Below are 26,623 nucleotides of genomic sequence, written 5' to 3' on the forward strand. Positions count from 1 at the left end.
GACGACGCTAGCGCGCGAACGCCTCGTCGATGATCTCCTGCTGCTCGACGGCATGCACCTTCGACGAACCTGACGACGGTGCCGACATCGCGCGCCGTGAGATGCGCGTGATGCCTGTCAACCGGTCCGCGCAGACCTCGGGCAGCGTCAGCCCGAACGTCGGCCACGCACCCTGGTTGGCCGGCTCCTCCTGCACCCAGAAGTACTCCTCGGTGTTCGGGTACTGGTCCAGCGTCTCACTCAAGCGTCGCTTCGGCAGCGGGGCGAGCTGCTCGATGCGCACGATCGCCACATCGTCGCGCTCCTCCTTGGCCTTGCGTGCCGCCAGCTCGTAGTAGATCTTGCCGCTGGTCAACAGGACTCGCTTGACCTTGTCGCGGTCGCCGGTGCCCTCCGTGTACGTGGGCTCCTCGAGCACCGAGCGGAACTTCATCTCGGTGAACTCGCGAAGGTCGCTGACAGCGGCCTTGTTTCGCAGCATCGACTTCGGCGTGGCCACGATGAGCGGCCGGTGAATCCCGTCCAGCCCGTGCCTGCGTAGCAGGTGGAAGTAGTTCGCAGGCGTCGACGGCATCGCGATGGTCATCGAGCCCTCAGCCCACAGGAGCAGGAACCGCTCGATGCGTGCCGACGTGTGGTCCGGGCCCTGGCCTTCGTGGCCGTGCGGCAGCAGCAGCACCACATCGGACAGCTGGCCCCACTTGGCCTCGCCCGAGCTGATGAACTCGTCGATGATCGACTGCGCACCGTTGACGAAGTCGCCGAACTGCGCCTCCCACAACACAAGTGCGTCGGGGTTGCCGACCGAGTAGCCGTATTCGAAGCCCACCGCGGCGAATTCGGACAGCGCCGAGTCGTACACCATGAACTTGCCGCCGGTCGGTGAGCCGTCCGAGTTTGTGGTGAGCAGCTGCAGCGGTGTGAATTCCTGACCGGTGCTGCGGTCGATGATCACCGAGTGGCGCTGGGTGAACGTGCCGCGCCGGGTGTCCTGCCCCGACAGCCGGATCGTCTTACCTTCGGCCAGAAAGGATCCCAGCGCGAGTAGCTCGGCGAACGCCCAGTCGACCTTGCCCTCGTAGGCCATCTCGCGGCGCTTCTCGAGCACTGGCTTTACGCGCGGATGCACGTTGAAACCCTCCGGGAAGGCCAAATGGGCATCGCCGATGCGGGCCAGCAGTGACTTGTCGACGGCGGTGTTCATGCCGGCGGGCACCATCTGGTCGGACTCCACCGACGCGCTCGGCTCGATCTCGTGCTTCTCGAGCTCACGAACCTCGTTGAAGACCCGTTCGAGTTGACCCTGGTAGTCGCGCAGGGCGTCCTCGGCTTCCTTCATCGAGATGTCGCCGCGGCCGATCAGGGCTTCGGTGTAGGTCTTTCGTGATCCGCGCTTGGTGTCGATGACGTCATACATGTACGGCTGCGTCATCGACGGATCGTCGCCCTCGTTGTGCCCGCGCCTGCGGTAGCAGAGCATGTCGATCACGACGTCCTTCTTGAACTTCTGGCGGAAGTCCATGGCCAGCCGTGCCACCCAGACGCAGGCCTCCGGGTCGTCCCCGTTGACGTGGAAAATCGGTGCGCCGATCATCTTCGCTACGTCGGTGCAGTATTCCGACGAGCGCGAGTCGCCCGGGTGCGTGGTGAATCCGATCTGGTTGTTGACGATGATGTGGATCGTGCCGCCCGTGCGGTAGCCCCGCAGCAGCGCCAGGTTCAGCGTCTCGGCGACCACGCCCTGTCCGGCGAACGCGGCGTCGCCGTGCAGCATCATCGGCACGACCGAGAAGCCGTCGGGACCGTCACCCTTGTCCAGCAGGTCCTGCTTGGCGCGCACGAGGCCCTCGAGCACCGGGTCGACGGCTTCGAGGTGCGACGGGTTGGCCACCAGCGACACCGCAATGTCGTTGTCGCCGAACATCTGGATGTAGTTGCCGCTCGCGCCGAGGTGGTACTTGACGTCGCCGGAGCCGTGCGCCTGCGACGGGTTCAGGTTGCCCTCGAACTCGCTGAAGATCTGCGAGTACGGCTTGCCGACGATGTTGGCCAACACGTTGAGCCGGCCGCGGTGCGGCATGCCGATGACCACCTCGTCGAGGGCGTGTTCGGCGGCCTGGTCGATCGCCGCGTCCATCATCGGGATGACGGTTTCGGCGCCCTCCAGTGAGAATCGCTTCTGGCCAACGTATTTCGTCTGCAGGAAGGTCTCGAAGGCCTCCGCGGCGTTCATCCTCGACAGGATGTACTTCTGCTCGGCGACCGTCGGCTTCTCGTGCTTGACCTCGATGCGTTCCTGCAGCCACTTCTGCTGATCAGGCTCCAGGATGTGGGTGTACTCGACCCCGACATGACGGCAGTACGCATCGCGTAGCAGCCCCAGCACGTCGCGCAGCTTCTTGTGCTCGGCCCCGCCGAAGCCGTTGACCTTGAACTCACGATCCAGATCCCACAGCGTCAGGCCGTGGGAGTTCACATCGAGGTCCGGATGGCTGCGGAACCGGGACTGGTCCAGTCGCAGCGGGTCGATGTCGGCCATCAGGTGGCCGCGGTTGCGGTAGGCCGCGATCAATTCGATGACGCGACCGTTCTTGTCCTCGATCGAGTCCGGATTGTCGGTGCGCCAGCGGACCGGCTCGTACGGGATACCGAGCTCGCGGAAGATCTCGTCGAAGAAATCGTCGCTCAGCAGCAGCTCGTGCACGGTGCGCAGGAAGTCCCCGGACTCCGCGCCTTGAATGATGCGGTGGTCGTACGTCGAGGTGAAGGTCACCAGCTTGCCGACACCCCACTCGGCGATGCGCTCCTCGCTTGCGCCCTGGAACTCGGCCGGGTACTCCATCGCGCCGACGCCGATGATGGCGCCCTGCCCGCGCATCAGCCGCGGCACGGAGTGCACGGTGCCGATGGTGCCGGGATTGGTCAGCGAAATCGTCACACCGCCGAAGTCTTCGGCGGTCAACTTGCCGTCGCGGGCGCGCCGCACGATGTCCTCGTAGGCGGCGAGGAACTGGCCGAACCGCATGTTCTCGGAGTTCTTGATACCTGCGACGACGAGTTGGCGGTTGCCGTCCTTGCCCTGCAGGTCGATCGCGAGACCGAGGTTGACGTGTTCGGGGGTGATCGCGTTCGGCTTACCGTCGACCTCGGCGAAATGGCGGTTCATATTCGGGAACTTCTTCACCGCCTGCACCAGCGCGTAGCCGATGAGGTGGGTGAAGGAGACCTTGCCGCCGCGGGTGCGCTTGAGGTGGTTGTTGATGACGATCCGGTTGTCGATCATCAGCTTGGCCGGAATGGCGCGCACGCTCGTTGCGGTGGGTACCTCGAGGGACGCCGACATGTTCTTCACGACGGCCGCGGCGGCGCCGCGCAGAACCTGGGTTTCGGAACCTTCCGCGGGCGCCGGGGCCGGCTTCGGCTTCGGCTTCGCGGCGGGCTCGCTCTTGGCCTCCGACTTGGTGTCGGCCTTCGGTGCGGGCTTGCTCTCCGCCTTCGGTTTGGCCTCGGCAGGCTTGGCCGGCGGTGCAGGCGCGGGTTCGGGCGGGGCGACGGGCGCAGCTGTCCGCTGGCCATTGCCGGTTTGACTGTCGGTGGTCGGCTCGGGGGAGTAGTCGACAAGGAATTCATGCCAACTGGGATCTACCGAAGAGGGGTCCTCGCGAAACTTGCGATACATCTCCTCGACCAACCACTCGTTCTGTCCGAATGGTGATGGTGAGCTCACGGCAGCTACTCGCCTCGATTCCTTCGCCTCACGCAAGCGCCCTCGGCGCTCGCCGAATTTTCTCCTGTAGTCAGCGGGTACCCGCTGTCCGCCGACTAAAGGCTATCGCTCCTGCAACAACCAGACCATGACAACGCCCTTATGGTCGTTGTGGTCAGAGGCATAGCCGGTGACGGCTAGTTTCGCGGGGCAGGCAGGACGTGAACCGCTGCGGGCCAGCGCGGGGGTGGATCGCCGAAGGCGTTGCGCGCGTTGGTCACGATGCGCTTGCCCATCAGCCGGTTGCCGACACCGCCGACGACGGCGCCGATGCCGACCGGCAGCAACTTACCGAATGCGATCGCTCCGCGCTTGAGCGTGTAGCGCTTGACGAAGTACCTCAGCAGACGCGAGTTCAGTTGTGATACCGCGGGCAGCGGCAATGTCGCCGCGCCGTCGGCGAGCCACGAGCCGCTCGTGCGGCCGGGTCCGAGCAGGTCGGCCACCGCGCGCTTGCTGTCCTCGCCGACCAGCACGGCGAGCACCAGAGCCCGCCGACGCTCGCGATGGTCTGCGGGGATACCGAATACCTCGGCGACGGCCAGCACGTATACCGACGTCGCCTCGAGGAATACGACCGTCTCACCCGCGACAGCCGACATGGCGGCCAACGTGCCGATTCCCGGGAAGGCGGCGGCCGAACCGACAGCCGCACCGCTGGCCATCACCGCGGCGAGGTAGTGCTTCTCGAGGCGGGCGATGATCTCGGCCGGTGTCGCGTGGGGGCTCGCGCTGCGGAGGCGGTCGACGTAGGCCTTGACGGCGGGCGCCTGGACGCGGGTGCTGCCCTCGATGATGGCCGAAAGCACTTTCGCCGCGGCGGTCGGATTCTCGTTGGCGCCATTTCTGGTCGCGGGCAACTGGTTCTTGGCGCTTGACCGGGCACTCATGTGCGGCCCCCTTGTCCGAATCGACTGGCCTTCAGGCTAGCGCTATATAAACGTACGACCACCGGCGTCGGGTGCCCGAACATGATCGCGCTCACTGTCTGCGCTACCGGGAAGAAAATATTGGGAAGCGACGCTAACCACTTTCATGGCAACATCACCCCCCGTGACCGCGACAACCGCCGAATCGAAGACCTCCGGGGTGTCGTCGCGGGAGGCCTCCCAGGAGACCAAGTCGCCGAGCCGCACCAAGATGGTTCTGATCCTGGGACTGTTGGTCGCGCTGGGTCCGCTGACCATCGACATGTACCTGCCCGCGCTGCCCAAGATCGCCGATGATCTCGGGGTTTCGTCTTCGGTGGCCCAGCTGACGCTTACCGGAACACTCGCCGGCCTCGCCCTGGGTCAGCTGATCGTCGGGCCGCTGTCGGACTCGCTCGGCCGTCGCAAGCCGCTGATGGCAGGCATCGTCCTGCACATGCTGGCGTCGCTGCTGTGCCTGTTCGCGCCGAACATCGCCGTACTCGGCATCGCACGCGGGTTGCAGGGTGTCGGCGCCGCCGCGGCGATGGTCGTGGCGTTCGCCGCCATCGGGGATCTGTTTGAAGAGTCGGCCGCCGCCACGGTCTTTTCGAGAGTGATGCTCGTGCTCGGCGCCGCTCCGGTGCTCGCCCCGTCGCTGGGTGCCGTCGTGCTGTTGAAGGCCTCCTGGCACTGGGTGTTCGCCGTGCTGGTGATCATGGCGGGGGCCCTGTTGTTGCTGGCCGCGCTGGCGTTGCCGGAAACCCTGCCGGTGTCACATCGACGACCGCTGAAGGTGCGCAGCATCGCCGCGACCTACGTCGAGGTTTTGCGCGACGTCCGCTTCGTGGTGCTGGTCCTCGTCGCCGCGCTCGGCATGTCCGGCTTGTTCGCGTACATCGCGGGTGCGGCCTTCGTGCTGCAGGGCCGGTACGGGTTGGACCAGCAGGCTTTCGCTTTGGTGTTCGCGGCAGGTGCCGTCGCGCTGATCGGCGCCACCCAATTCAACGTCGTGCTGTTGCGCCGGTTCTCACCGCAGACCATTGCGCTGTGGGCGCTGGCAGCGGCGTCCGTGGTGGGCATTGTGTTCGTCGGTCTTTCAACTGCCCGCGTCGGTGGACTGTTCGGATTCGTCATACCGGTGTGGGCCATCCTCGGTGCGATGGGTCTGGTCATTCCGAACGCTCCAGCCGTGGCGCTGACCCGGCATCCGGAGGCGGCCGGCACGGCGGCGGCAGCGCTGGGCGCGGTCCAGTTCGGTCTGGGTGCGGCCGTCGCGCCGCTCGTCGGGGTGCTCGGCAACGATGAGTTCGCGCTCGCGCTGGTGATGACGGTCGGTATGGTGATCGCGTTGTTCGCATTAGCCCTGACGCTGCGCGGCGGGGCTCGGGCGGTGGGTACGCCGGCGCCTGTGTCCAAGGACAATGAACGGGACGGCGTCATCGGCGACGCCGTTCCAGAGCCGGCCTGAGGTGTAGTGGGTAACCCCGATTTGTCGGGGTTAGCCACCATCCGTAGCGTCGGCTGAATCTTTGAGTAAGTCGATGTGATGTACGAGACCCTGACCACCCGGAACGACGATCGCGGCCCCGGAATTCGGCGCGGCACCGCCACGGCCAACCCGTGGCACGCGTTGTGGGCGATGCTGGTCGGCTTCTTCATGATCCTGGTCGACTCGACGATCGTGTCGGTCGCCAATCCCTCGATCATGGCCGCGCTCAACGCGAGTTACGACTCGGTGATCTGGGTGACGAGCGCCTACCTCCTTGCTTACGCGGTTCCGTTGCTCGTGGCGGGCCGCCTCGGCGACCGGTTCGGACCGAAGAACCTCTATGTGCTGGGGCTGACGGTGTTCACCGCAGCGTCGCTGTGGTGCGCGCTGGCCGACAGCATCAACATGCTGATCGTCGCCAGAGTCGTGCAGGGTTTCGGTGCGGCGCTGCTCACCCCGCAGACGCTGTCGACGATCACTCGCATCTTCCCCGCCGACCGCCGTGGTGTGGCCATGAGCCTGTGGGGCGCGACCGCGGGAGTGGCGACGCTGGTCGGTCCGCTGGCCGGCGGCGTGTTGCTCGATGGTCTGGGCTGGCAGTGGATCTTCTTTGTCAACGTTCCGGTCGGCGTCATCGGTGTCGGCATGGCTGTATGGCTGATTCCGCAACTCGACACCCATCAGCAGCGATTCGATCTGCTCGGAGTCGCGCTGTCGGGGATCGGCATGTTCATGATCGTGTTCGCCCTGCAGGAGGGCCAGTCGCACAACTGGGCGCCGTGGGTCTGGGGCACGATCGCGGGCGGCATCGGCTTCATGGCCGCGTTTCTGTGCTGGCAATACGTCAATCCCAACGACCCGCTCGTCCCGCTGCGCATTTTTCGCGACCGCGACTTCTCGCTGTCCAACATCGGTGTGGCCACCATCGGTTTCGTCGTGACGGCCATGATCGTGCCGGTCATGTTCTATGCGCAGGCCGTATGCGGGCTTTCGCCGACGCGCTCGGCGCTGGTTGTCGCGCCGATGGCCATCGCGAGCGGTGCGCTCGCACCGTTCGTCGGAAGAATCGTCGACAGGTCGCATCCGCGACCGGTGATCGGCTTCGGCTTCTCGTTGGTGGCGATCTCGCTGACGTGGCTGTCCATCGAAATGACGGCCGCCACCCCGATCTGGCGGATCGTGCTGCCGCTGACGGTCATGGGTGTCGGAATGGCGTTCATCTGGTCGCCCCTGGCAGCGACCGCTACCCGCAATCTGCCGCCGCATCTGGCGGGCGCGGGCTCAGGCGTCTACAACACCACCCGCCAGGTGGGGACCGTGCTTGGCAGCGCGGGCATGGCGGCGTTCATGACGTGGCGGATCAGCGACCAGGTGGGAGTGACGGGCGCGGAGTCGGCTCAGGGCGAAGGTGTGGTGGGTCTGCTGCCTGCGTTCCTGCGGGAACCGTTTTCCGCCGCGATGTCGCAGACCCTGCTACTGCCGGCGTTCTTCGCGTTGTTCGGGGTGGGCGCGGCACTGTTCTTCCTCGGGTTCGGCAATCCGCAATCGGCGGTGTTCGACGACGGTGTCGGTGCCACCAACGGTGACGACGACCATGCCTTCGGATGGCGCGACGACGACGGGTTCGCCGTCGACCACGACGAGTACGTCGAGTACACGGTTTCGTGGGATGACGCGGAACCGGTGAGGTCGCATCGACCGGTCGTCGAGTCCGACATGGAGCCGGCCACCGAGCCGTTCGCCTCACGCACGCAGCATCTACTACATGCGCCCGCGGATCTCTGGCATGACGAGCCGGTCGAATCCTGGCGCCATGTGACCGATGAATACCCAGCTGTGGACGCCGGTGTCCCACCTCCGGCGCCCGTCGCCGAGTCGCCGCCTCCGTCGGCGGAGCCCGTCGAGAGGGTGCCCCCGGCAGCGCAGGACATCCTGGACTTCTTGCGCGCCGAGAACACGCATCCACCAAAGGTCGAGCCGATCGGATTCGCGCACAACGGATTCCATGTCGATGACGGCCGGCGCTTCCAGTCGATGCCGCCGTCGCCGACCGCCGAACCCCAGGCCATGGCGTTCGACCGATACGACGACGATGACTCCGAGAGCGCCCACTCGGCAGGCCGTCATCACACCGGGAGCCGGCACGAGCGGTCATCACGGCACAGGTCGCGAGACGAGGAACCGGAGCAGCGGCCGTTCTGGTTCGAGTCGAATGGCAGACATGCCCGCGACGACCCTGACGACACGTCCCGCCACGGCAGGCACTCGACCCCATTGCACGATTAGCTTTGGGCGCGTGGGCCCTGCTCGCGACGACTGCTAGCCGAAGAGCACCGCGGGATTGAGGTAGCCGGTGGGATCGAACGCCGCTTTGACCGCGCGCATCGCCGCGATATCGGCTTCGGTGCGCGACATCGAAACGTAGTCGCGCTTGCGGGTTCCGACGCCGTGCTCGGAGCTGACGTTGCCGCCCAGACGCGCAATCAGCGTCATCATCGCCGAGTACAGGGCGTGCTCGGGCTCAGATTCCAGCGCGCATCGCACCAAATTCAGGTGCAGATTCCCCTCGCCGATGTGTCCGAACAGCACCGGGATGGCGTCCGGGGCATGCTCGCCGACCAGGTCGGCCGCTTGGCTCGCGAACGCAGGGATCACTGAAAGAGGCAGTGAGACATCAAATTTCAGCGGCGGGCCGTACACGCCGAGCACCTCGGCGACGGCCTCGCGTACCTGCCACAACCGCTGTTGTGCGGCGGCATCCACACCGACTGCGGGTTCGCTTGCCAGCTGCGCTTCTTCGAGCACCTCGGCGAGGCGCTCTGTCTGGTCGGTGTCGCCCGCCAACTCGATCAACAGCTGCCAGGCGCCCTCGACGGGCGCGGATACCCCGGCATGTTCGGCGGTCAGCGCGCTCGCGCGGGCGTCGATCAATTCCAGCGCCGCGATACCCTCCATCTCGCGGAACACGCGGCCCGCCTCGATGAGTGCGTCGAGGTCGGCGAACCCGCAGATCGCGGTGACCCGGCTGCGCGGGGCAGGGTGGAGTCGTAGGTCCAAGCCGGTGATGACGCCGAGCGTGCCTTCGGCGCCGATGAACAGTGACGCCAGGTCATAGCCGGTGTTGTCCATGCGCACGTGACTGTGACGGCGCACCACCGTCCCGTCGGGCAGCGCCACGTCCAAGCCGATGACCTGCTCGCCCATGTTGCCGTAGCGGACCGTGCGCAGTCCGCCGGCGTTGGTCGAGGCCATACCGCCGACGGTCGCCGAGTCGCGTGCGGCCAGATCCACGCCGAACACCAGCCCAGCCGCCGTCGCCGCCCGCTGCACCTCGGCAAGCGTGACACCGGCGCCGACTCGGATGCGACGCTCGGGCACATCGACGTCGTCGACGTCGCGCAGCCGTTCGGTCGACAGCAAGACGTCGTCGTGCTCGGGTACTGTGCCCGCGACCAGCGAGGTTCGGCCGCCCTGCACGGTGACGTACGCGCCCGCGTCGCGGCACGCGCGCAGCACCGCCGCGACTTCGTCGGCTGAGCCCGGCCGGACGAGCAGACCGGCGCGCCCGCGATAGCGCCCGGTGTGGTCGACGCTGCGGCCGTCCAGCACGTCGGGGTCAGTGCTGACGTAGCCGGAGCCGACGATCTCGGCCAGCCGCTCGGTCAAGCTCATCCCGTCGGTCTATCACACCTGCTGAATTGTCGGCTCAGCCGACGCCGCGCAATGACAGGAACGCGCCCAGCTCGACGAGGCGATCCGGGGTTCCCGGCAGATACTCGGTCAGTAGCGGCGACTGCACGATGACGCTGAGATATTTGGCCCGGCTGACAGCGACGTTGAGCCGATTCCGGTTGAGCAGGAACGCGATTCCGCGTGGCACGTCGTCGGCCGACGACGCGGTCATCGACACGAACACCACGGGCGCCTGCCTGCCCTGGAACTTGTCGACTGTGCCCACCTCGACGTCGGTCAGGCCCGCGTCGTCAAGGCGCCGGCGCAGCGTGACGACTTGTGCGTTGTAGGGCGTCACGACCATCACGTGCTGCTGAGCCAGGGGCGCCGTGCCCTTCTCGTCGGTCCAGTCGTTGCCGAGCAGGCCGTCGATCTCGGCGACGATCGCATCGGCCTCCTCGGGGCTGTCGGTGGAGTTGCCGTCGTGTTCGACGGTGAGCACGCGCACCCCGGGCACCTGCCCTTCGAGGTGACGCGCCCCGGTCACCGCGTCGAACGATCGCAGTCTGCCGTCATAGGACAACCGTGACACGGCAGCGCACACCATCGGATGCATGCGATACGACTGATCCAGGAAGTAACCCAATTCGGCTGGCAGCGTGTGCCTTCCGTCGATGAGCCAGCCCAGCGCCGACGTGTCGACCGGTTCGGGGTGGGTGCCCTGACTGACCTGGGGCAACTGCTGGGGGTCGCCGAGCAACAGGAGGTTGCGCGCAGCCGGTGCGACGGCGATGGTGTTCGCGAGGCTGTACTGGCCCGCCTCTTCGACGACGAGCAGATCGAGCGACATGCGGGGAACGCGTCCGCTGTTGGCGAAATCCCAAGCGGTACCGCCGATCACGCAGCCTTCCGTGCCGGCGATGAATGCCGGGTAGTCCTTCTCGTCGACCTGGCGCCACGGCGCTCCCTGGCTCTTCTTCTTGCCCACCCGATCCGGGTCGACTCCCGCTTCGATCACGCCGCCGAGCAGGTTCTCCACCACGGCATGGGACTGCGCGACAACCCCGATGCGCCATGCGTGGTCGTTGACCAGCCGCGCGATCACCTTCGCGGACGTGAAGGTTTTGCCGGTGCCCGGCGGGCCGTGCACCGCGAGATATGAGGAATCGAGATCGCTTAGCGCTGAGGCAATGTCGTCAGCGATCACGCCGCTGCGGGGGAGCGCACCGCCGCTGACAGTGCGGGGCGGGCGGCGCAACAGGATGTCGGTCACGGCGTCGCACGGGAGGGTGGGCAGCCCGGTGGCCACCTCGGAAGCGGTCGCTTCGATCGACTCCTGCAGCGGCTTGGTGTTGATCGGCGGTCCCGGCGTCAGCGCGAACGGCACCTGGTCGAACACGTCGCGGTCTTTGGGTGGTCGTTCGCAGACCACGACTTCGGTGGGCACCTCGGGGTCATTGCATTCGAGAACGGTGACGCTGCCGAAGCCACGGCGGTCGGGGTCATCGGCAAGGCCGTCGGGCGCAGGTGGGTCGTACAAGGCGTACATGCTGTTCGTCAGTTCGCCGTTCGCGAGTTCACCGAACAGCCGCACATGGCGCTGCGGCTTGCGTGCTTTCGGTGGCTGGTGCCAGTCGTTGACGATCGACGCCTTCTCGGCGATGAAAACGTCGCTGTTGTCCGACCATTCATCGACGGGATTGTTGATGCGGTCGAAATGGCTCCACCAGAACGGCTTGTCCTCGCGACGGTGGTACCCCCGGGCGGAAGCGACCATCGCGACCGCGGTCTGCTCGGGAGTCCGCGCCTCGACGCCGTCGCCCGCGAACTTCATCAGCTTGCGTTCGAGGTCGTCGCCGAGTTCGAGCGCAACGTCGTCGCGCACGAGCTGTGGACCGCGCGGCGGGACGCCGGACTCGATGGCGCGCGCCATCATCCAGTCACGCAGGCGGCGCGTGGACCGGCAGTCGTAGACGTTGTATTCCTCGATCTCCTTGAGCACGACCGCCGCTTCGTCGGCGTGGCCCTCGTCGCGTAGCGCGCAGTAGCGCGCGTACTGCGTGATGGAATCGGCTGCGGTGGTCACCTGGCCGTCGCGCAATTCGTTACCCATGTAGAGCGGCTCGAGGGATTTGATGCTGTAGTTCTCGGTCCCGACCCGAATGCTCTTGCGCACCAACGGATACAGGTCAACGAGGATGCCGTCGCGCAGCAAGTCGTCGACATCGTTCTCGCCGACGCCGTAGCGGCCGGCCAGCCGCAGCAGCGTGCTCTTCTCGTAGGCGGCGTAGTGGTAGATGTGCATGCCCGGATGGCGCTTCAGCCGCTTGCGCACCATGGCCAGGAAGTCGACCAGAGCCTTGCGCTCACTGGCGCGGTCGTGCGCCCAGAACGGGTGGAAGTCGTCATTGACGGTGAGGACGCCCCACAGGTATTCGAGCCCCCATTCGCGACCGTCGACGGTCCACAACGGGTCGCCCTCGAAGTCGAAGAACAGATCGCCCTTGTTCGCGTCGGGCAGCACCATCAACGGCTGCGCGTCGACGACTTCGTACGGCGGCTTGCCGTTCACCCTCGGCGAGGTCTGCAGTCGAGCTTGGTCGGCCAGTGCCTTCACCGTGCGCGCAGACAGTTCGAGCACGGGACCGGTGTGCCGGGCGAGGTCGGCGACGGTAGTGATATCCGCATCAATAAGGCGAGCCCGTTGGCTTACCCGCATCCCCGCGACGAGCAGCAGGTCGTCGTGGGCGCGGACCTGGACCTCGCACTCCGGACAGCGAAAACACGCGCGCACGGGCTCGTCCTCCCACGTGACCGGAGCCCCGCCGGCGAGGTGGTCGTCGAGCAGCCGTTGCAGGCTGCTGCGCCGGCTGAGATACACCGGAAGCAATTCGTCGACTCGGTATCTCGCCGTCGCGCCGTCACCGAGCACCAACTCGACCTCCGATGCCACCGGTACGCCGGCGTGGGCGAGGGTGTCGGCGTAGGCGGCGAGCTGCAGCAGGGCCTCGACCTTGACCGAACGCGCGAGTTTGGTGTCGCGCAGCCGGTATTCATCGGAGTCCAGCACCAGGAAGTCGGCGAAACCGGCGAAACGGCCGTCGAACATCGCGGCCTGATAGATCACCGGCGCGCGGCGTTCGACCGCGCGCATGGTCGACTCGGCGGCCGCGGTCAGCCCGTCGACGGTGTAGTCGGGCCGACCGATGATCGCGACGTTCTCCTCGGACAGCTCGCGAAGCTTGTCGAGATGGCGCTGCTCGTGCTCGCCACCGAGCTTGGCGGTGCGGGCGAGCAGTTCGTCCTCGACGGAGACGGCAGGGCCCCGGCCGAGTTTGGCGTCGAATGCGCGCAGCAAGGCGTACTCGCAGCGGGCAGCCGCCGCGAGATCGGAGGCGCTGTAGATGACGCGGTCTTGTGTGCCCTCGGCGACAACGAACACGCTGCCACTGTAGGTGAGCCCAGCGACACCTCAAGTACTCGCCGAGACTGCTGACAGATCGCGATCAATGGCGAAACCACGATCTGTCAGCAGTCTCGGCGGACGTTCGGCGCGGAAATTAACCCGTGTTGCCGATCAGCTCGACGCCGTTGCCGTTCCAGCGGAATCGCACCACGCTGTCCAGCCCCGACACTCCGTTGGAATACCGCAGCGCGACGGTGTCGCCGGTGGTCACGGCATTGTCGATGCCGTTGAAGCCGTACGTATCCGGCACACCGGTGGGGATGAACTGCCCGAGATGGAACATGACGGCGCGGGTGTTGGGGTTCTGGGCGTTGGTATTGGCCTTCACGATCACCACCGACAGCTGCGCACATTGGTTGTAATTGCCCGCCAGCGGTTCGGGACTCCACGCCTGATTGCTGCGCGGATCGCGCGGTAACTCCGACACCGCACTCGCGATCTCGGGTGCCGCCAGGTTGACGTCGCACGGGTCGGCTTCGCCGGCCGGAGCCCCGACCGGTCCCGACGGGGCGGGTGCGGCTGCGGGCGGTGGGGTGCTCGTGTACGCCGGTGGCCCGGGAGTCTTGGACGCCGTGGAGTCGCTCGAGCCGCACCCGACAACCGCCGACGCGACCCCGAACGTCACCATGCAAATCACGACCGCCGACTTCACGTTGCGCACCGTACCGAAACCCGCCACGGCGATCGGGCAGGCCGCGCGGCGGGTCGGGCAGCTGACGGGCACTAGACTCATCGCTTGATGACGTCCTCCGACCCGGACGAGAACCGGGCAGAACTAACCTTCGACGACCTGCACATACACCCGTCGGTGCTGCAGGCCGTCAAGGAGGTCGGCTATGAGTCGCCGTCGGCCATCCAGGCCGCGACCATCCCGGCCATGCTCGAAGGTTCCGACGTTGTCGGCCTGGCACAGACGGGCACCGGCAAGACCGCGGCGTTCGCCATCCCGATCCTGTCGAAGATCGACACCGACAGCCGCACCACCCAGGCCCTGGTGCTGGCGCCGACTCGTGAACTCGCACTGCAGGTGGCCGAGGCGTTCAGCCGGTATGGCGCCCACCTTCGCGTGAACGTCCTGCCGGTGTACGGCGGATCGTCCTACGGCCCCCAACTCGCCGGGCTGAAACGCGGCGCGCAGGTCGTGGTGGGCACCCCGGGACGAGTGATCGATCACTTGGAGAAGGGCACGCTCGACGTCTCGCACCTCGACTACATGGTGCTCGACGAGGCCGACGAGATGCTGCAGATGGGCTTCGCCGAGGACGTCGAGCGCATCCTCGCCGACACCCCGGAGTACAAACAGGTCGCGCTCTTCTCGGCAACCATGCCGCCGGCGATCAAGAAGATCACCAGCAAGTACCTGCACGATCCGGTCGAGGTGACCGTCAAGGCGAAAACCCAGACCGCCGAGAACATCACGCAGCGCTACATCCAGGTGTCCTACCCGCGCAAGATGGACGCGCTGACGCGTCTGCTGGAGGTCGAGCAGGGCGACGCGATGATCGTGTTCGTCCGCACCAAGCAGGCCACCGAAGAGGTGGCCGAAAAGCTGCGTGCACGTGGGTTTTCCGCGGCGGCGATCAACGGCGACATCCCGCAGGCGGTTCGCGAGCGCACAATCAACTCCCTCAAGGACGGCAGTCTCGACATTCTGGTGGCCACCGACGTGGCGGCCCGGGGACTTGATGTCGAGCGCATCTCGCACGTGGTCAACTTCGACATCCCGCACGACCCGGAGTCCTACGTCCACCGCATCGGGCGAACCGGCCGGGCGGGCCGGTCCGGGACCGCGCTGCTGTTCGTCACGCCGCGGGAACGTCATCTGCTCAAGTCCATCGAGCGGGTCACCAGGCAGAAACTCGTCGAAATCGAGCTGCCCTCGGTGGACGACGTCAACGAGAAGCGCGTCGCGAAGTTCCGCGACTCGATCACCGAGGCGCTTGCCGCGCCGGGAATCGAGTTGTTCCGCAAGCTGATCGAAGGATACGAGCGCGATCACGACGTGCCCCTGGCGGATATCGCCGCGGCATTGGCGCTGCAGAGTCGTGACGGCGAAGAGTTCCTCATGACCGAGCCGCCGCCGGAGAAGCGCCGAGAACGACCCGATCGCCCGCCGCGCGAGGACGGTCCGCGCAAGCCGCGCGAGCGACGGGGCGACTTCGCCACTTATCGCATCGCAGTCGGCAAGCGCCACAAGGTGATGCCAGGAGCGATCGTCGGCGCCATCGCGAACGAGGGTGGCTTGCACCGCAGCGACTTCGGGCACATCTCGATCCGGCCCGACCATTCGCTGGTGGAGCTGCCTCCCAAGCTGTCCCGCGAGACGCTGAAAAAGCTTGAGAACACCCGTATCCAGGGCATTCTGATCAACTTGCAACCTGATCGTCCGCCACGCAAGGGCGGGAAGCCAGGCCACAAATCCAAATGACCCTGTCCAACAGTGTCGATGCCCAAGGCGGACTGGAATCCGTCGGTAAGCCCGAGCGGGTCGCGTCGCTCACCGGCATCCGCGCCGTGGCGGCGCTGTTGGTCATGCTCACCCACGCCGCGTACACCACTGGCAAGTACACGCACGGTTACGCCGGTCTGGTGTGGTCGCGCGCCGAGATCGGGGTGCCGATCTTCTTTGTGCTCTCCGGGTTTCTGCTCTTCAGCCCGTGGGTGAAGGCGGCCGCGACGGGTGCAGCCCCGCCCTCGGTGCGCCGCTACGCCTGGCACCGGGTGCGACGCATCATGCCCGCGTATGTCGTGACGGTGCTCGCCGCATATCTGCTGTACCACTTCCGCACGGCGGGCCCCAACCCCGGACATACCTGGGAAGGCCTGTTCCGTAATCTCACGCTGACCCAGATCTACACGGACAACTACCTGTATTCGTTCCTGCACCAAGGGCTTACGCAGATGTGGAGCCTGGCGGTCGAGGTCGCGTTCTACATTGCGCTGCCGGCGCTGGCCTACCTGCTGCTCGTGGTGCTGTGCCGCAGGCAGTGGCGGCCGGGTCTGTTGTTGGCCGGTCTCGGCGGGCTGGCACTGCTCACCCCGGCGTGGCTGATCCTCGTGCACACCACCGACTTCCTGCCCGACGCCGCGCGGCTGTGGTTGCCGACGTATCTGGTGTGGTTCCTCGGCGGCATGCTCCTTGCAGCGCTGCAGCCGCTGGGGGTTCGGGCGTACGCGCTCGCATGCATTCCGCTCGCGGTGGTCTGCTACTTCATCGTGTCCACGCCGATCGGCGGTGCGCCCACGACGTCACCGGCGGAGCTGCGCGAGGCGTTGGTAAAGGCGGGCTTCTACGCCGTGATCGCCACGCTGATGGTGGCGCCGCTGGCGCTGGGGGACCGCGGCATCTACGCGAAGTTCCTGGCTTCGCGGCCCATGGTCTTCCTCGGCGAGATCTCCTACGAGATCTTCCTGATCCATCTGCTGACGATGGAACTCGTGATGGTCGAGATCGTCCGGTACCCGATCTACACCGGGTCGATGTGGTGGTTGTTCATCGTCACGTTCGTGGTGACGGTCCCGCTGGCCTGGTTGTTGCACCGCCTCACCCGCGTGCGCACCAGCTGAACTACAAGTTAGGGTAACCTAACTCGTATGTCCGATACGAAGCTGTCGCGCGGGTTCCCCGGCGCAGTACTCAAGCTCCTCGGAGCCGGTGACTACACGCTGACCGTGACCCAGCGGCATGAGCTCAGTCCCCATTACGTGCGCCTGAGCTTTGACGCCGGCGGCCTGCTGGCCGCCCGGTCGCTGCACCCGACGATGTGGATCCGGATGTGGTTCGCCGACGGGGACAAGTTGCATCAACGCGGCTACACGCTCGTCGACCCGGACCCGGTCGCGGGCACCGTGGACATCGAGTTCGCCTTGCACGACGGCATCGCAGCCAACTGGGCGCGCCGCGCGAAGCCGGGGGACGCCGTCGATGTGACGGTCCTCGGCAGCAACTTCGCACTGCCCGAACCGCAGCCCGCGGGCTACGTCATCGTCGGCGACACCGCCTCGCTGCCCGCGATCAACTCGCTACTCGACGCGATCGGCGACACGCCCGCATGGGTGTTCCTCGAAGCCAGTCACGACGGCGACAAGGACCTGCCAGTGGGCGGACGAAACGTCGACGCCGAGTGGGTCGACCGCAAGAACAACGGCGAGGCCCTGATCCAGCGCATCAGCTCGTCGGCGTTCAACGCCACCGACCACTTCGGCTGGGTGGCCTGCGACAACCGCACCACCCGCGCAGTCGCCAAGGTGCTGCGTGAGGACTACGGCATTCCGCGTAAATCCATCAAGGCGCAGGCCTACTGGGTCGCGTGACCGCGGGCGGCAGCCGTGCTAGCCGGCGGTCTCCCGTGCCGCGGGCAGCACGATGGGCACGACGAACTCGTTGAGCATCGCCCGCTCGTCGTCCTCGTCGTGTCCGGGGAACAACATCAGTGAAGTCATGACGCGCACCAACCAGCGCGCGCGGTTCGCGACCAGGTCGGGGTCGTCGGAGCCCAGCGAGATCACGAATGCCTCGGTCAGTGCCTTGATGACCTCTGACTCCTCGGCCATCTCCGCGCCGATCGGTCGCTGGGTCGTCGCGAACCACGATGCCAGCGCAGGGCTTTCGCGCACATTGCGCAGTGACGCGATGAGGCCTTCGATCAGTCGGTCGCGCGGATCGACGACGGCGTTGATCTGATCGGTCATTTCGCGATAGAGCCGGTAGGCCTCGCGATGTACGTACGCTGTGTAGAGCGCTTCGCGGTTCTCGAAATACCGGTACAGCGTCGCGCGGGAGCATCCTGCGGCCGAGGCGATTTCGTGCATGCCGACGGTCGCGGCCTCTTTCTCGGCGAACAGTTCGCCGGCCGCGTCAAGAATGCGGTCGGCGGCGACCTCGGTGCGCCGCGCAGCCAGCCAGTCGCCCGCCATCAGCGGATGACCGTGAACGGAACCGACAGCGGCCGACGCACGTAACTGCCACCGGCCCAAATGATTCCGTCCTCGTCGACCTCGAAGTCGGGGATCCGGGCCATCAGCTCGGTCAGTGCGACACGCGATTGCATCCGAGCGGCCGCGGCACCGAGGCAGTGGTGGGCGCCGTGGCTGAACGTCAGGATGTTGCGTGGTTTACGGGTCACGTCGAGTTCGCCGGCATCGTCGCCGTACTGGCGTTCGTCGCGGTTGGCTGATCCGTAGAGGAACATCACTCGCCGTCCCTCGGGGATGGTCGTATCGCCGACGGTGACGTCGCGGGTCACCGTGCGGCCGAGCATCTGCGCCGGCGCGGTGAGACGCAGAAACTCGTCGATCGCGTCGGGGATCAGATCGGCGTTGTCGGCCAGCAACTTTCGTTGGTCGGGCCGCTGGTGCAGCAGCTGCACTGAACCGCCGAGCATGCCGGTCGTGGTGTCGTTGCCGCCGGTGACCATCGTGAAGGTGAAGGCGAGGATCGACAGCACTCCCGCGATGTCGCCGTCCGCGCCAACGCCCGCGGCCACGAGATGTGAGACCGTGTCATCCTCGGGTTTGACGCGGCGCTTTTCGATCAGCGCGGTGAAGTAGGCCATCATCTCGCCAAGTGCATCACCGAGATGCTCAAGCGCTCCCGCGACGCCGCCCTCGGCAGTGTTCGCGGCGACGATCGCGTCGGTCCACCCGTCGAACTTGTCGCGGTCGCCTTCCGGCACACCGAGGTAGTGCGCGACGACCATCGACGGCAGCGGCTTGAACAGTTCAGCGACGATGTCGCCACCACCGTTGGCGCGCAACCCCTCGATCCGTTCGACGACGTACTCACGCACCTTGGGTTCGACCGCCTCGACCTGGCGCGGTGTGAACCCTCGTGACACCAACCGTCGGAACTCGGTGTGCACCGGTGGGTCCTGCATGACCATCGGCGGGTTGTCGGCCAGGCCGATGAGATCGAGTTCGCCGTAGTTGACGGTCAAACCTTGGGCTGACGAGTACGTCTCGTGGTCGCGCGCCGCCGCGAAGACGTCGGCATGCCGTGACATGACGTAGTAGTCGTGGTCGGGTCTGTCATCGGGGATGACGTGGTGCACGGGGTCGTGGTCACGCAGCGCCCGGTACATCCCCCATGGGCTGGCCCACGTACTCGCGGTGGCCAGCTCAAAACGGACCGGTGAGTCCTGAGACACCCGAGACAAAGAGGCTGTCATGTCTCATTGGTACGACAGGCCACCGGGAGTGTCAATAGGTAGAAGCAGATTGGCCAATTTGTCGCAGATAACGCACAGTGATCAGATCGCTGCCCCGGGGTTGAGGATGTTGTCGGGGTCGAGCGCCGCCTTGATCCGCCGGTTGAGTTCCATCGCATCCGGGCCGATCTGGCCTTCGAGCCAGGGGCGCTTCAACCGGCCGACGCCGTGCTCGCCGGTGATCGTGCCGCCGAGGCCGACGGCCAGATCCATGATCTCGCCGAACGCCTGATGGGCGCGTTCGGTCATTGCGGCGTCGGCGGGGTCGTACACGATCAGCGGATGGGTGTTGCCGTCGCCGGCATGTGCGATCACCGAGATCAACAGATCGTGATTCGCGGCGATCTTCGCCACACCACCGACCAGCTCGGCCAGCGCAGGCAGCGGGACGCCGACATCCTCGAGCAGCAGCGATCCCTTCATCTCCACGGCGGGGATGCAGAATCTGCGGGCCGCGACGAACGCCTCGCCCTCATCCGGGTCCGCGGTGGTAAACACTTCTTTCGCACCGTATTTGGTGAACACCTCGGCCATGAATTCGGCGTCCTCGACACCGGTGGCGCCGCGGTCGTCGGTGGCGGCGACCATCATCGCAGCGGCGGTCCGGTCCAGTCCCATCCGCAGCTTGTCCTCGACGGCGTTGATCGACGCCGAGTCCATGAACTCCAGCATCGACGGCCGCATCTTGCCGGTGATGGTGACGACGGATTGCGCCGCGGCCTCAACGGAATCGAACGTCGCTACGACCGTGCTGGCCACCCGTTGCGGCGGCAGCAGGCGAAGCGTCACCTCGGTGATGACGCCGAGCGTGCCTTCGCTGCCGACGAACAGTTTGGTCAGTGAGAGGCCCGCGACATCCTTCAGCCGGGGACCGCCGAGGCGCACCGCGGTGCCGTCGGCCAAGACCACCTGGAGACCGAGAACGTAGTCGGTGGTGACGCCGTACTTCACGCAGCACAGCCCGCCGGCATTGGTGGCGATATTGCCGCCGATACTGCAGATTTCGAAGGACGACGGATCCGGCGGATACCACAGCCCGTGCTCGGCGACCGCCTTCTTGACCTCGGCGTTGAGCAGTCCCGGCTGTGCGACTGCCGTGCGGGTCACCGGGTCGACGGTGATGTCGCGCATCTTCTCGGTGGTCAGGACGATCGCACCATTCAAAGCGGTTGCGCCGCCGGATAATCCGGTGCCCATGCCTCGGGGCACGACTGCCACCTTGTTGGCTGTGGCCCATCTCAGTACCGCCTGCACATCTTCGGTGCAACGCGGCCGCACCACCGCCAGCGGTGTTCCGGCATTCGGATCGAATGCGCGGTCCTGTCGGTAGGACCCCAGGATGTCGGGATCGGTGACAACGGCACCTTCGGGCAATTCGGCTGTCAGGCCGGCCAGCGCATCCGCACTCATGAGTCGATGCTACGAGCAGCGTTGAATGTCATGACGGCACCATCCACGACAACACCGGAGTGGCCTGCAGCCCCGAGAGGATGCACATCAGTAGCAGGAAGCCCAGACTCCAGAGCACGACCCTGCGGAAGATGTCGCCTTCCTTGCCATCGAGTCCGACGGCCGCGGCTGCAATCGCAAGGTTCTGTGGCGAGATCATCTTGCCCAATACGCCTCCCGAGCTGTTGGAGGCCGCCATCAGGACTTCCGAAAGCCCGGCCTGATTCGCGGCGGTCACCTGTAGCGCGCCGAACAGCGAGTTCGCCGAGGTGTCGGACCCCGTGACGGCGACGCCGAGCCATCCGAGGATCGGCGAGAGCACTGCGAACAATCCGCCGGTTGCGGCCATCCAGGTGCCGAGCGTGATCGTCTGACCGGACAGGTTCATCACGAACGCCAACGCCAGCACCGCCATCACCGTCACGATCGCCCACCGAAGCTGGTGCAGCGTCGCGCCGTACGCTTTCAGCGCGCGCGGCGCGGAGAGCTTCAACGCGACCATCGTGAGGAACCCGGCGACGAGCATCTGGGTGCCCGGAGTGGTGAGCAGGTTCAGGCTGAACTTCGTCAGTGACAGCGGGTCGCCGTCCGGGTCGACGACGTCGAGTCCCGGCCAGTTGAACGCGAACGTGGCCTTGTCGAGCAGGCTCTTCACCGCAGAGATCTGACACACGACGAAAACCGCGATGATGATGCCGTACGGCGCATACGCCCGAACGACGTCGGCGCGCGAATCGTGGCGGCCGTCGGCGTTTTCGACCCGCTGAGCGAACTCGGCGGACGGTTCGTCAACCGCGCCGCCCGCGACGGCGGCGGGCTCCTCGGTGTAGGCGTGTCGCGGCCGCCAGACCCGTACCAACAGGACCACCGCGGCGGCCGACAGCAGCGAGGCGACCACATCGGCCAACGGCACCGACAGGAAGTTCGAGGTGGCGTACTGGGCGAGCGCGAAGACGAATCCGCAAACCGCCGCGGCCAGCCACGTCTCCCGGATGCCACGCCAGCCGTCGACGATCGCGACCAGCGCGAGCGGAACGAACAGCGCCAGGATCGGCGTCTGCCGACCCACCATCGCTCCAAGCGTGTCGACCGGAAGTTCGGTGACCTTGCCCAGCGTGATGATCGGGGTTGCCATGGCGCCGAACGCGACGGGCGCGGTGTTGGCGACCAATGCGATGACGGCGGCCTTCAGCGGCTTGAAGCCGAGCGCCATCAGCATCACCGAGGTGACCGCGACGGGGGTGCCGAACCCGGCCAACGCCTCGATCAGCGCGCCGAACGAAAAGGCGATGATGATGGCCTGAATCCGCTGGTCGTCGCTCACCTGGCTGAACGAGCGTCGCAGCACATCGAAATGCCCTGTCTCGACGGTCATTTGGTACACCCAGATCGCATTGATGACGATCCACAGGATCGGAAAGAATCCGAATGCGGCACCCTCGGTGCCGGCCAGCAGGGTTTGCCCGATAGGCATGCCGTAGACGAGGACGGCGATCACGATGCTGACCGCCAGCGATATAAGCGACGCCACCCAGGCCGTCACCTTCAGGGCGCCGAGCATCACGAACAGTAGGAGTAGGGGCAATGCGGCGACCACTGCGCTCCAGGCCAGCGAGTCGGCAACCGGATCAAGTATCTGCTGGTACATGGCTTCCCTCGGTTGTGGCGCGCGTCACATCGGAATTCGGTTACCCATGTCGGCCATGAACACAAACAGCCCGTGAAATGCCAGCGCACAGAATTGACGCGCGTTATAGTCGCGCCGTGATCAGCGGGGATCCGCTGGCGGGACGCGACAGTGAGCTCTCGGCGATCCGTCGCACGCTCAGTGGGGGAAGTAAGAATTCCGGCGTCGTGATCGTGGGCGCCGCGGGGGTCGGAAAGACTCGGCTCGCACGCGAAGTTCTCGCGCGCGCCGAGACATCGGGGGAGCGGACCAACTGGATCGTCGGCACCGAGTCCGCGCGCGCACTTCCGCTTGGCGCCTTCACCTCGTTGATCGGCGACGCGATCGCCGACCCCATGCCCGTCGTCCGGCACGTGATCAATTCCCTGCTCGCACACCAGCGTCAGAGTCGCGTCCTGATCGGCGTCGACGACGCACATCTGCTAGACGGATTGTCCGCGCACGTCGTTCATCAGCTCGCTCACACCCGCGGCGTCCGCCTCGTGGTGACCATGCGGACGGGTGCCACACCGCCCGATGCCATCACGGCGCTGTGGAAGGACGACCTGCTCACTCGCCTCGATCTGGAGCCGCTGACCGTCGACGGCACGCGCGCGATGATCGAGGCCGCCCTCGGTGGCGCGATCGATGCTCGCAGCGTTCAACGCTTTTGGAAGCTCACCGGCGGCAACGCGCTCTTCCTGCACCAACTCGTCAAGGATCAGGTTGCCGCGGGCCGGATGCGGATGATGGCCGGTGTCTGGATGTGGGATGGCGACGTCGCGGTGTCGCAGAGCATCACGGACATGGTCGGCAGGCAGTTGCACGAACTCACGCCAGAGGTGGCGCTCGTCGTCGACACTCTGTCGCAGTGCGAACCACTCGCCGTCGATGTGCTGTGCGATCTGGTGGGCCGCAGCGACCTCGAGAACGCCGAGCAGATGCGCCTGATCGCCATCGAGCGCTCGGGAGATCAACTCATCGCCCGTCTGGCCCATCCGCTCTACGGGGAGCTGCGACGGACCGTGGCCGGCGAGATGTACTTGTCGAAGATTCGCGGCCGCCTGGCCGAACGGCTCGCAAAGGATCCGGACGCGGATCCGCAGGCGACGGTGCGTAGGGCCTTGCTCGCGCTGGAGTCCGATCTGCCACCGGATCCGCGTCTGTGCCTGCAGGCTGCGCAGCACGCGATGACGCTGCTGGACCTCGATCTGGCTGACCGCTTTGCCGCTACCGCGGCGTCTGCCGGAGCGCCCGACGCGCTCGGCGTGCGGGCGATGAATTGGTTCTTCCTCGGCCGCGGCCTCGACACCGAGGACGCCCTGCGGGCGATCGATGATGACGGCCCCGAGGGGGCACACCAGTGGGTCACCCTGCGGGCCGCGAACATGATCTGGATGCTCGGGCGGTGCAACGACGCCGCGGCTCTGCTCGACGAACTGGCCCGAGGTCCGGAATCGCCTGCCGATGTGGCGGCGCGGACTGCGGTGGAAGCGTGTGTCGACGCAGCATCCGCACGGTGCGACGACGCTGCCAAAAAGGCGACGGCGGCACTGGACTCGGGTCTGCTGTCGGATTTCCCCGTGATGTTGGCGTCGGTCGCATTGACCATGGCGATGGGTGCGCTGGGGCGGGGAGATGACCTCTCCACGGTCGCGCAGGCCGCGCTCGACCGTGCCATGACTTCGTTCCAGGCGTCTCACATGCGGTTCTGGTTCGGCAGCGTCTACGCGAGGGCCTGCAGGCTGACCGGCCGAATCGACGAATGTGTCGAGATGGTCGCACGGCTTTCCGACTCGGCACGTGACGCACCTAGCCTGGCCTACGCGAATCTGGCCTCCCTGATGGGCGTCGCGGCCCTGATGCGCGGCGACGTCAAGGTCGCCGTGACACTCCTGCACGAGGCGCTTGCGGGTGCCGAAAGGCACGGTGGCACATCGGGTCTGCGCCCTGCCACCTGCTTCTCACTTGCCGAGGCGCACGCGAAACTCGGCGAAGCGGAGGCCGCCAAGGCTGCGATTGTGGAGGCACAGTCCTGTGTGCCGCCCGACTATCTGTTCATGCAGACGGCGCAGAGTATCGCGACCGGGTGGTCGCTCGCCGCGAACGGCTGCGTCGCCGAGGCGATCGCCGCGGTTCAGTCGGCGGCGGCGCAGGCGCGCGAACGCGAACAGCCGACACACGAGCTGGCGTGTCTGCAAGTGGCGGCGCAGTGGGGCGACGTCACAGGGGCCGCAAGGGCCCGCGAGCTCGCCGGTGAGCACGACCTGCCGCTGGCCAAAGCCGTTGCCCGGCATACGGAATCATTGGCTGCTAACGACGGCGAAGGTCTCCTGCTCGCGTCCGGCGAATACCGGGCGATCGGTGACCGCGCGACCGCCGCGGACGTCGCGGCGCAGGCGGCCGTGGCTTTCACCGGGGATCAGCAGCGCAAGCGAGGTCTCTGGGCCGCGGCGGTGGCCAAGGAACTCAGCGACGCGTGCGGCGGGCTGTGCACACCGGCGCTGCGCAGCCCGGCGAGCCAGCCCCTGACCGGACGTCAGCGCGAGATCGTCGAACTCGTTCTGGCTGGTCTGTCCAACCGTCAGATCGCCGACCGGTTGGTGATGTCCGTGCGAAGCGTCGAGGGCCACGTCTATCGCGCGTGTCAACGGGTCGGGGCCAGCTCCCGCGAGGAGCTGGCGAGCATCGCTCGGGCGGGGCCGGCCGCCACGCGTTAGCGGGTGCTGTCCAGCTCCCGCAGCGCGGGCAGGAACACTGCGACGATGCCGAGGAGCAGCATCGGCAGCGACAGTGCCAAAAACGTCGTGTGCAGACCCGCGGCGTCGGTGAGCGGTCCCGCCACGATCAACCCGAGAGGGCCTGCCGCGTAGGCGAGCGATCCCATCACGCCGACCACCCGGCCGCGCAGATGGTGCGGAGCACGTGTCTGCATGACGTAGTTGTAGATCGGCGCGATCGGCCCGTACACGAGACCGACCACAGCACTCAGCGCGAGGATGAGCGGCAACGGCGGGAGGAACGCGATCACAGTCATCGCCGCGCCGAGCGTGATGACCGCGGTCAGCATCGTTGTGCGCCGACTCAGGTACTTGGAGAGCACCGCGTATCCCAAGGCTCCGACCAAACCGCCGATGCCCATCGCCATCAGCACCCAACCGAGCTGCGCGGGTTCGTTTCGGTCGGTGAAGTACTTCGGGAACAGCACGCTTTCCATCGGCATGTACAGGCCGTTGGCTGCGAGGCTGATGAATGCCAACGTGCGCAGAACCTTGTTGCGCCAGACGAATCGGAGCCCCTCGACGATGCCTCCCCAGACGCTCTCCGACAGCGCGTCTCGGTCGGGTTTACCCGTGCCCTCCAGGCGCAGGATGGCGATCGCGACGATCGACAACACGAACGTCGTCGCGGTGATCCACATGGTGTTGACGCCGCCGAGCGTGGCGATGAGCAGACCGCCTATACCCGGCCCGACGATGTAGGCCAGGTTGAAGATCGCCTCGTAGACGCTGTTCGCGTGGTCCAGGGTCCAGCCCGCCCGACCGGCCGCCTCCGGCAACATCGTCTCTCGGGCGGTCATGCCGGCCGGATCGAAGAAGCCGCCGAGACCGGCGAGCACGGCCAGCACCACAACGTTGATGACGTCGACCCCGAACGTCAGCGCCAGAATCGGCACCGCAGCCACCGACGCCGCCGATAGCGCATCGGAGATCATCGCCACGCGTCGTCGCCCGAGATAGTCCACCGCTGCGCCGGCGATCAGGGCCGCCCCAAGCAGCGGCAGTGTTCCCGCCATCGCGACAACCGACGCTTCGAGTGCAGAGCCGTTGCGCTGCAAGACAAGCCATGGAAACGCCACGATCGAGATGCCGTTACCGGCGCCTGCCATCAGCGCGGAGAACAGAACCAGGAAAAGCGGACCGCGCGTGCTCTTCGTCATATCGATCTTGACGAAGATAACAGCGGCGAGGGCCGCTGGGCACGGCAATCTGCGGCGC

Annotated in this window: 16 protein-coding genes; 6 read left to right on the plus strand and 10 right to left on the minus strand. The window is 66.3% G+C overall.

Going from position 1 to position 26,623, the window contains the following annotated elements; genetic code table 11:
* Nucleotides 1-7: 7 nt before the first annotated feature.
* Both ACIA48_RS25355 and ACIA48_RS25360 read right to left on the minus strand, forming a co-directional pair.
* On the minus strand, nt 8-3,727 hold the full coding sequence (locus ACIA48_RS25355) for a multifunctional oxoglutarate decarboxylase/oxoglutarate dehydrogenase thiamine pyrophosphate-binding subunit/dihydrolipoyllysine-residue succinyltransferase subunit (protein WP_396738143.1): 3,720 nt from the start codon (nt 3,725-3,727) through the stop codon (nt 8-10).
* A gap of 176 nt (nt 3,728-3,903) precedes the next feature.
* Nucleotides 3,904-4,656: a hypothetical protein gene (locus tag ACIA48_RS25360; RefSeq protein ID WP_396738146.1), complete on the minus strand. Its 753-nt coding sequence runs from the start codon at nt 4,654-4,656 to the stop codon at nt 3,904-3,906.
* A gap of 145 nt (nt 4,657-4,801) precedes the next feature.
* Here ACIA48_RS25360 and ACIA48_RS25365 point away from each other — a divergent pair, with 145 nt between their 5' ends.
* Nucleotides 4,802-6,145, plus strand: a complete 1,344-nt coding sequence (locus ACIA48_RS25365) for a multidrug effflux MFS transporter (protein ID WP_396738149.1) — start codon at nt 4,802-4,804, stop codon at nt 6,143-6,145.
* Between the two features lie 78 nt (nt 6,146-6,223).
* Entirely contained in the window at nt 6,224-8,452 is a 2,229-nt protein-coding gene (locus ACIA48_RS25370) for an MFS transporter (RefSeq protein ID WP_396738487.1), read from the plus strand.
* A gap of 33 nt (nt 8,453-8,485) precedes the next feature.
* On the opposite strand, the gene ACIA48_RS25375 is transcribed toward ACIA48_RS25370, so the two are convergent.
* The 3 genes from ACIA48_RS25375 to ACIA48_RS25385 all read right to left on the minus strand — a co-directional run bounded on the left by ACIA48_RS25375 (nt 8,486) and on the right by ACIA48_RS25385 (nt 13,932).
* Nucleotides 8,486-9,838: an FAD-binding oxidoreductase gene (locus ACIA48_RS25375; RefSeq protein ID WP_396738152.1), complete on the minus strand. Its 1,353-nt coding sequence runs from the start codon at nt 9,836-9,838 to the stop codon at nt 8,486-8,488.
* 34 nt (nt 9,839-9,872) lie between these two features.
* Nucleotides 9,873-13,280, minus strand: coding sequence for a TM0106 family RecB-like putative nuclease (locus tag ACIA48_RS25380; RefSeq protein ID WP_396738155.1), 3,408 nt, complete (start codon nt 13,278-13,280; stop codon nt 9,873-9,875).
* Between the two features lie 118 nt (nt 13,281-13,398).
* Nucleotides 13,399-13,932, minus strand: a complete 534-nt coding sequence (locus ACIA48_RS25385) for an LppP/LprE family lipoprotein (protein ID WP_396738489.1) — start codon at nt 13,930-13,932, stop codon at nt 13,399-13,401.
* A 111-nt stretch (nt 13,933-14,043) separates the two neighbouring features.
* Between ACIA48_RS25385 and ACIA48_RS25390 the strand changes: the two genes are divergently transcribed.
* Genes ACIA48_RS25390 through ACIA48_RS25400 form a run of 3 tightly spaced genes read left to right on the plus strand, consistent with a single transcriptional unit; the run spans nt 14,044 to nt 17,618 of the window.
* Nucleotides 14,044-15,732 (plus strand): DEAD/DEAH box helicase, encoded by a 1,689-nt coding sequence (locus tag ACIA48_RS25390; RefSeq protein ID WP_396738158.1) that lies wholly within the window; start codon nt 14,044-14,046, stop codon nt 15,730-15,732.
* Nucleotides 15,729-16,871: an acyltransferase family protein gene (locus ACIA48_RS25395; protein WP_396738161.1), complete on the plus strand. Its 1,143-nt coding sequence runs from the start codon at nt 15,729-15,731 to the stop codon at nt 16,869-16,871. Before ACIA48_RS25390 ends, ACIA48_RS25395 begins: the two co-directional genes overlap by 4 nt.
* Before the next feature lie 27 nt (nt 16,872-16,898).
* On the plus strand, nt 16,899-17,618 hold the full coding sequence (locus ACIA48_RS25400) for a siderophore-interacting protein (protein ID WP_396738163.1): 720 nt from the start codon (nt 16,899-16,901) through the stop codon (nt 17,616-17,618).
* Nucleotides 17,619-17,636: 18 nt separating this feature from the next.
* Here ACIA48_RS25400 and ACIA48_RS25405 read toward each other — a convergent pair whose 3' ends face one another.
* The 4 genes from ACIA48_RS25405 to ACIA48_RS25420 form a co-directional block, all read right to left on the minus strand.
* Nucleotides 17,637-18,221, minus strand: a complete 585-nt coding sequence (locus ACIA48_RS25405; RefSeq protein WP_396738166.1) for a TetR/AcrR family transcriptional regulator — start codon at nt 18,219-18,221, stop codon at nt 17,637-17,639.
* A complete protein-coding gene (locus ACIA48_RS25410; RefSeq protein ID WP_396738168.1) occupies nt 18,221-19,471 on the minus strand; it encodes a cytochrome P450 in 1,251 nt (416 codons plus the stop codon). The genes ACIA48_RS25405 and ACIA48_RS25410 overlap by 1 nt, the downstream gene beginning before the upstream one ends.
* An 81-nt stretch (nt 19,472-19,552) precedes the next feature.
* Nucleotides 19,553-20,920, minus strand: a complete 1,368-nt coding sequence (locus tag ACIA48_RS25415) for an FAD-binding oxidoreductase (RefSeq protein ID WP_396738171.1) — start codon at nt 20,918-20,920, stop codon at nt 19,553-19,555.
* A 28-nt stretch (nt 20,921-20,948) separates the two neighbouring features.
* Nucleotides 20,949-22,607 carry an L-lactate permease gene (locus ACIA48_RS25420; RefSeq protein WP_396738174.1) on the minus strand — a complete coding sequence of 553 codons (1,659 nt, stop codon included), beginning with the start codon at nt 22,605-22,607 and terminating at the stop codon, nt 20,949-20,951.
* A 116-nt stretch (nt 22,608-22,723) separates the two neighbouring features.
* Here ACIA48_RS25420 and ACIA48_RS25425 point away from each other — a divergent pair, with 116 nt between their 5' ends.
* Complete coding sequence (locus ACIA48_RS25425; protein ID WP_396738176.1) at nt 22,724-25,345, plus strand: LuxR C-terminal-related transcriptional regulator; 2,622 nt, start codon at nt 22,724-22,726, stop codon at nt 25,343-25,345.
* Here ACIA48_RS25425 and ACIA48_RS25430 read toward each other — a convergent pair.
* Complete coding sequence (locus ACIA48_RS25430) at nt 25,342-26,565, minus strand: MFS transporter (protein WP_396738179.1); 1,224 nt, start codon at nt 26,563-26,565, stop codon at nt 25,342-25,344. The genes ACIA48_RS25425 and ACIA48_RS25430 overlap by 4 nt on opposite strands.
* Between the last annotated feature and the right edge of the window lie 58 nt (nt 26,566-26,623).

It is taken from the genome of Mycobacterium sp. NPDC051804, from assembly GCF_044452905.1.
Taxonomy (GTDB): domain Bacteria; phylum Actinomycetota; class Actinomycetes; order Mycobacteriales; family Mycobacteriaceae; genus Mycobacterium.